This is a genomic window from Catenibacterium sp. UBA627 (assembly GCF_002299355.1).
Classification (GTDB): Bacteria; Bacillota_I; Bacilli_A; order Erysipelotrichales; family Coprobacillaceae; genus Catenibacterium; species Catenibacterium mitsuoka.
The window spans coordinates 1-5,541 of the sequence record NZ_DBPF01000022.1 but is presented as its reverse complement, the minus strand read 5'-3'; the positions used below and the strand labels follow the sequence as shown (position 1 = coordinate 5,541).

At 34.0% G+C, this 5,541-nt stretch carries 5 protein-coding genes; 1 reads left to right on the top strand and 4 read right to left on the bottom strand.

What is annotated here, in order from left to right:
- Positions 1-116 precede the first annotated feature (116 nt).
- The 4 genes from B2S90_RS01445 to B2S90_RS01430 form a co-directional block, all read right to left on the bottom strand.
- A complete protein-coding gene (locus B2S90_RS01445; RefSeq protein ID WP_195920911.1) occupies positions 117-893 on the bottom strand; it encodes a type III pantothenate kinase in 777 nt (258 codons plus the stop codon).
- 2 nt (positions 894-895) lie between these two features.
- Positions 896-2,080, bottom strand: coding sequence for a bifunctional phosphopantothenoylcysteine decarboxylase/phosphopantothenate--cysteine ligase CoaBC (coaBC, locus tag B2S90_RS01440; RefSeq protein WP_286696441.1), 1,185 nt, complete (start codon positions 2,078-2,080; stop codon positions 896-898).
- 28 nt (positions 2,081-2,108) lie between these two features.
- Positions 2,109-2,708: an ECF transporter S component gene (locus B2S90_RS01435; protein ID WP_286696440.1), complete on the bottom strand. Its 600-nt coding sequence runs from the start codon at positions 2,706-2,708 to the stop codon at positions 2,109-2,111.
- A gap of 163 nt (positions 2,709-2,871) precedes the next feature.
- Entirely contained in the window at positions 2,872-3,750 is an 879-nt protein-coding gene (locus tag B2S90_RS01430) for a MurR/RpiR family transcriptional regulator (RefSeq protein WP_286696439.1), read from the bottom strand.
- 155 nt (positions 3,751-3,905) lie between these two features.
- Here B2S90_RS01430 and B2S90_RS01425 point away from each other — a divergent pair, with 155 nt between their 5' ends.
- On the top strand, positions 3,906-5,285 hold the full coding sequence (locus tag B2S90_RS01425; RefSeq protein ID WP_278778967.1) for a glycoside hydrolase family 1 protein: 1,380 nt from the start codon (positions 3,906-3,908) through the stop codon (positions 5,283-5,285).
- Positions 5,286-5,541 lie beyond the last annotated feature (256 nt).

Below are 5,541 nucleotides of genomic sequence, written 5' to 3'. Positions count from 1 at the left end.
AATAGCCATTATACGAATGCGGCCTCACTAACACTCGAGGAGTTCTTATTTAGAATACCAAATAATAATATATGTGTCAATAAGATTTGTAAAAAATGAAGGGAAAAAATGAAGGATCAGTGACGATCCTTCTTGTTCTTATCATATATGATCTTTAAACCTTTAAATGTAAGTTCCTGATCATAAATATCAATTAATTCAGTTTCTTTCGCAATAAGCTTACCTAAACCACCAGTAGATACTACTTTTAGATTCTGTCCATACTCTTCTTTAATCTTCTTGATAATATATTCAGTCTTACCAATATAACCATAAACAACTCCCGCCTGCATTGCAGTGACTGTATTTTTCGCAATAATATGCTGTGGTTTGACTAATTCAATTTCAGGAAGCTGAGCAGCCATAGAAGAAAGAACACCAGCTTCTATGCCGATGCCTGGTGCAATTACACCGCCAATAAAAACACCTTTCTCTGTAATAACATCATATGTAGTCGCTGTACCAAAATCAATAACTAAGCATGGACCACCATAAGTATAATATGCCCCTGCTGCATCTACCAAACGGTCTGAGCCAAGAGTAGATGTATGATCAATTTGAATATTGATTCCTGTTTTCACACCTGGGCCAACAAATAGTGGTCTAATATGAAAGTATTTAATAATGGAACTTGAGAAAGAATAGTTAATCTTTGGTACAACAGAACTAATAATAACATCTTTCACATCTTCTACATTCAAGTGAGATGCTTGAAGGTATGAATGAAGTAATAAGCCATATTCATCTGATGTACGTTCCATACGTGTTGTCATACGAAAACGACCTACTAAATGATTTTCTTTGTAAACGCCAATAGTAATATTTGTATTACCGATATCTATAACCAATAGCATTCTTATTTCTTAGCTCCTATTTTCATACATTCTTTCAAGATAATATAGCTTAAATCTGATTTAGACATCTTACCGATATCCTTCATAGAATCCTGAGTAATAATAGTAACAACATTTGTATCACCCTGGAATCCTGCACCCTCTGTTTTAAGATGGTTCGCAATAATCAGATCACATTGTTTTTTATTTAATTTCTTTGATGCATTTTCAATTAAATCTTGTGTTTCCATCGCAAATCCACATATCACTTGATGTTCAACTTGATGATGCCCTATATAATCAAGTATATCTGGATTCTTTTTTAGTTTAAGAATAAGTTCATTGTCATTTTTCTTAATCTTATCTGTAGATGTTTCTACAGGTGTATAGTCAGCTACTGCAGCTGACATAATAATATAGTCATAATGTGTATGATGTCTTTTTACACATTCAAATAAATCCTGGGCACTTGTAATAGATTGATTGATAATATAAGGCACTGGCTTTAATGATGTAGGGCCATGAATTAATCGTACCTTGGCACCAAGTATAAATGCTGCACGTGCAATGGAATAGCCCATCTTTCCAGATGAATGATTTGTCAAGAAACGAACAGGATCAAGAGCTTCTTGAGTAGGTCCTGCAGTAACCAAAACTTTCTTGCCCTGTAATGGATGGTCACTAAGTGCATATTCCATCATTAAATGAAGATGATCATAATCTGCAAGTTTTCCTTTACCTGTATCACCGCATGCAAGAAGACCTACAGCAGGTTCTACAAATAAAACACCATCATCCTTTAAAGTTTGGATATTACGCTGTGTTGCTTTATTTTCATACATATGTACATTCATTGCAGGTGCAATGAGTTTAGGACATGTGGCTGCTAGAAAAGCAGCTGTCAACATATTATCTGCAATACCATTCGCACATTTCGCGATGGTTGTTGCACTCGCTGGTACAATCATAAATAGATCAGCATCCTTGACGATAGCTACATGTGTAATACATCCTGGATCATCATCAAAGACATCAATATATGTTTTTTTCTTTGTGAGAGCAGAAATAGAAGTTGGTGTAACAAACTTTGCTGCACTTGGAGTGAGCATGACTTCAATTTCATATTTTTCTTTCACTAGATCACTGATGAACTGTACAGTCTTAAATGCTGCAATAGAACCAGTAATCCCTATAATCAATTTTTTCATCTATTAATACCCTCTTTTCATATATAAATTATCCACGCTTCATTAAAGCGAAGAGAGGTTTTGTGACAATTACCACAATAACAACACCCACAAAAGCTTCAAGTAAGCTCTGTGTGCTTGATACTGCTAAGAAATAACTTCCAAGCTTGCTTGCATCCTGACCAATAGCCTTAGCATAAGATGTACCAAATAAAGCCCAGATACCACCTAATACTAATACTGTATTTGTTAAAGCACCTAGGAAAGCAGCGACTGCTATCGCAATAGTCTGCTGTTTATTCTTAATTAGCTGATAAATAGAACCTGATACAAACCCAATCATAACTCTTGGTACAATCGCAATAACTGCACTGAGTAGTGATCCACTAATAAATGGTGAGAAGACGAAAGATGTCACTGTTGGCTGCATTGTGTTCATTAATAATGAAGATAAACCAAATACAAGACCAATCAAGCATCCCTGCTTAGTACCCAATACAATTGATGCAATAATAACTGGAATATGAAGCAATGTTGCTCTTAAAGGTCCAATTGGGATAAATCCTAAAAATGGTACCATGACCATAACTGCTTCAATCGCAATAAATAATGCAAGTAAAGTCAGATTCTTTGTTTTTTTGTTATTCATTTGTTTCCTCCACTGTCATTTGCATACGCAATATGACGTAAATATAATTTTGCCAGCAGAATATTAAGTTAGCTCCTAAATAGGTAGCCACAGGGCATATCCTACACAGCAAAACCATTATATACTCATTTTTCGGAAATGAAAAGCATTACATTTTCCCATATTATATATCATTAATTGGAGAACGAGCCGGATGTCTTGCATCCTTTGTTTTATCATAACTGACTTTTTTCTCTAAGTTTCTATTATAATCACGTTGGAATATACATGAGAAAATAAGATTTAAAATATAGTCCATAGAAAGATTTGAGGCAAAAGGAGCTATTTTAGTAAAGATTTTCTCTCTTGAGCCAACTCTTAGTATCACATCACCATAATGTGATAGCTGATTATCTCCTAGAGAAGTGATTACAATCATCTTTGTCCCCTTTTCTTTTAAAGTCTGGGCAATACGGATGATTTCAGCTGTTTCTCCTGAATAAGAGAGAATCATTGCAAGATGTGATGAAGAAGAGTTATAAGCTAAAAAGATCTGTTCTCCTTCTAATGTACGAATATTTACGTTACGTCCAATACGTGTCATCTTATGCTGAAAGCTTAATGCTTCTAACATTGAATTACCATTTCCATATATATCTATAGACTCATATTGATTCATAAGTTCTATCGCTTTACGCAAATCATCAAAATCTATCAATTTAATTGTATCTTCAATAACTTCTCTGCTCATTGTACCGAGTTTATAGGCAATTTGTGGATAGTTGTCTTCTGGACCAAAGGGGAAGTTAACATCGATTCTTTTAGTTTTAGTAAGTGTATATTGTAGTTCTGCTGAATACTTGATCTTAAAGTCATTATATCCTTCTAAACCTAGTTTACGGCATAGTCTAACGATAGTGGCAGGAGATGTATACGTTCTTTTGGCCAATTCCTTACTTGATAAATTTAGTACATCTTCTCCATGATTCAATATGTAATGGGCGATTTCCACTTCAGCATGTGTGAAATCTAATGCAAACTCTAATTGTGTCATTATACTCATTGTTTATCACCTGATTTAATTATATCATGAAACGTTTTTTCAATAAACTTGATTTTTAACACTGATTTTTGAAACAAAATTAAAACTCTATCCGTACATATTTACTTCTCTAAATGGTTATATGAAAATATTTTTGTACTAAGGAGGACGAATAAATGGAAAAGAAATTACCAAAAGATTTTTTCTGGGGTGGCTCAGTATCATCATTCCAGACTGAAGGAGCTTGGGATGAAGGCGGAAAAGGTTTATCAATCTATGATGTAAGACCTACACCAGAAGGACATGCAGACTGGAAAGTTGCAATTGATGAATATCATCGTTATAAGGAAGATATTCAGTTAATGAAAGAAATGGGATTCAACTTCTATCGTTTCTCTGTTTGCTGGAGCCGTATTATTCCTAATGGAGATGATGAAGTCAATGAAGAAGGTGTACAGTTCTATAATAATTTAATTGATGAATTAATTGCGAATGGTATTACTCCAATGATTACATTAGTTCATTTTGATATGCCTTATCATCTAGTAAAGGAATACAATGGTTTTGCATCACGTAAGGTTGTTGATTTATTTGAACGTTATGCAAGAGTTTGTATGGAACGTTTTGGTGATAGAGTAAAACATTGGATGTCATTTAATGAACAGAACCTACATTCTTGTAGCTTAATCTATTCAAATGCGGAAATTATTCCTGAGGGAAAAACTAAAGCTGAACATCTATACCAGGTCGCACATAATGTTATGATTGCTCATTGTAAAGCTGTTAAGGCTTTAAGAGAACTCGTACCAGATGCTAAGTTTGGTGGCATGACAACTATTACTAACTTCTATCCTGCAACTGATACACCAAAGAATAACTTATTCTGTCAGAAGGCTTATGATTTAGTTAATGACTGGGTATGCTATGTACAGGCTAATGGTAAATATCCTAGATATTATACAGCTTACTTAAAAAATAGAGATTGGTTCCCTGTATTTGAAGAAGGCGATGAAGAGTTATTAAAGTATACATGTGATTATTTATGCTTCTCTTACTATCGTTCTAATACACTCACTGAAGGTGAATTTGATATGACTACACCCTTCAATGATATTGTAGAAAAGCATGTTGTAAAGAACCCTCACCTTGAAGCAACTGAATGGGGTTGGGAAAAGGATGCCATTGGATTTAGATGGGTCATGAATACTTTAAGCGAAAGATATGATCTTCCTTGCTTCGTATTAGAAAACGGTATGGGTGCAAGAGAATCATTAAATGAAAATGATACTGTAGATGATGATTATAGAATTGAATATCATCGTAATCATATCCAGGAAATGAAGAATGCGATTCTAGAAGATGGTGTTGACTGTCTAGGATATATCACTTGGGGTCCTATTGATATTCCGTCTTCTAGCTGCCAGATTGCCAAGAGATATGGTTTCGTATACGTTAATAGAACTGATGAAGAACTATTAGACTTAAGAAGAGTACCTAAGAAATCATTCTATTGGATCTCTAAAGTATTCAAATCTAACGGCGAAAATTTAGACTAGTATCCTAAAGCCTCATTCGTGAAACTTTTCTTTTTTTCTTAATTTCGCTTAGTTTTTTCCTATTTTCTTAAGAATTTCTTAATAAAATTGAGTAGATTAACTGTAATAGTTTGATTTTCGAATATAAATAGTGTATTATGGCGTTGGTAAAAATGATTGAATACTTTTACTAGAGGTAAAAGTGGAGGTATCTAATGAAAACAAGTTTAGTTATTATGGCTGCTGGTATCGGCTCACGTTTTGGTGGAGGAATCAA

Bases quoted from the DNA above. Each gene is read 5' to 3' on its own strand.
- B2S90_RS01445 (WP_195920911.1), bottom strand. From the start codon at position 893: ATGCTATTGGTTATAGATATCGGTAATACAAATATTACTATTGGCGTT.
- coaBC (WP_286696441.1), bottom strand. From the start codon at position 2,080: ATGAAAAAATTGATTATAGGGATTACTGGTTCTATTGCAGCATTTAAG.
- B2S90_RS01435 (WP_286696440.1), bottom strand. From the start codon at position 2,708: ATGAATAACAAAAAAACAAAGAATCTGACTTTACTTGCATTATTTATT.
- B2S90_RS01430 (WP_286696439.1), bottom strand. From the start codon at position 3,750: ATGAGTATAATGACACAATTAGAGTTTGCATTAGATTTCACACATGCT.
- B2S90_RS01425 (WP_278778967.1), top strand. From the start codon at position 3,906: ATGGAAAAGAAATTACCAAAAGATTTTTTCTGGGGTGGCTCAGTATCA.